The organism is Vibrio sp. 1249-1, assembly GCF_033340495.1.
Genome location: NZ_JAWOWJ010000902.1, coordinates 1 through 575, shown reverse-complemented (window position 1 = coordinate 575; position 575 = coordinate 1). Strand labels below are relative to the sequence as shown.

At 46.6% G+C, this 575-nt stretch carries 1 protein-coding gene; it reads right to left on the bottom strand.

What is annotated here, in order from left to right; translation table 11 throughout:
* The coding region (locus R7Z50_RS29580) for a LysR family transcriptional regulator (protein ID WP_318150025.1) at positions 1–575 on the bottom strand (575 nt) is incomplete at both ends.

Genomic DNA, 575 nt, shown 5'->3' with positions numbered 1-575 from the left:
TATTTCTCTCTTGCTGCATCATCAAACTCGCCACTGCGTTTGTGAACGTAATGCTCGGTTGCCGCAACCCAAATCATGGACATCTTGCCAATTTTCTCTGCTTTCACTTCTTGCGGTAACGTATCCAACGAAGGGCACACAAGCAGATCAGCTCTTCCTGTATTCAGAGATTCCCAGCTTCCTGCAAGAATTTCTTCTTGCAGCCTAATGCGTGTCGAGCTTACTTCCGCCAGCGCATCCACCATCGGAAAGAAGTTTGAAATTGGAATGATGCCATCAAACGCAACAGTAATATCCAACTCCCAACCGTTAGCAAGTAAAGTCGCATCATTCACTAACTTTTCACTCGCTTGCAGAATTGCACGCCCTCTTTCCAAAATGAGCTTACCCGCTTCCGTAAAGAGCGCTTTGTGTCCTGAACGGTCAAAAATATTGATGTCGAGATCTTGTTCGAGCTTTTGGATTTGGTAACTCAGTGAAGATGGTGCTCTATCGAGCTCATTTGCCGCTGCCGCAAAGCTGCCTCTGCGATCTATCGCATCCAAGATATGGAGCGCTTCTAAAGTGATAGGGCT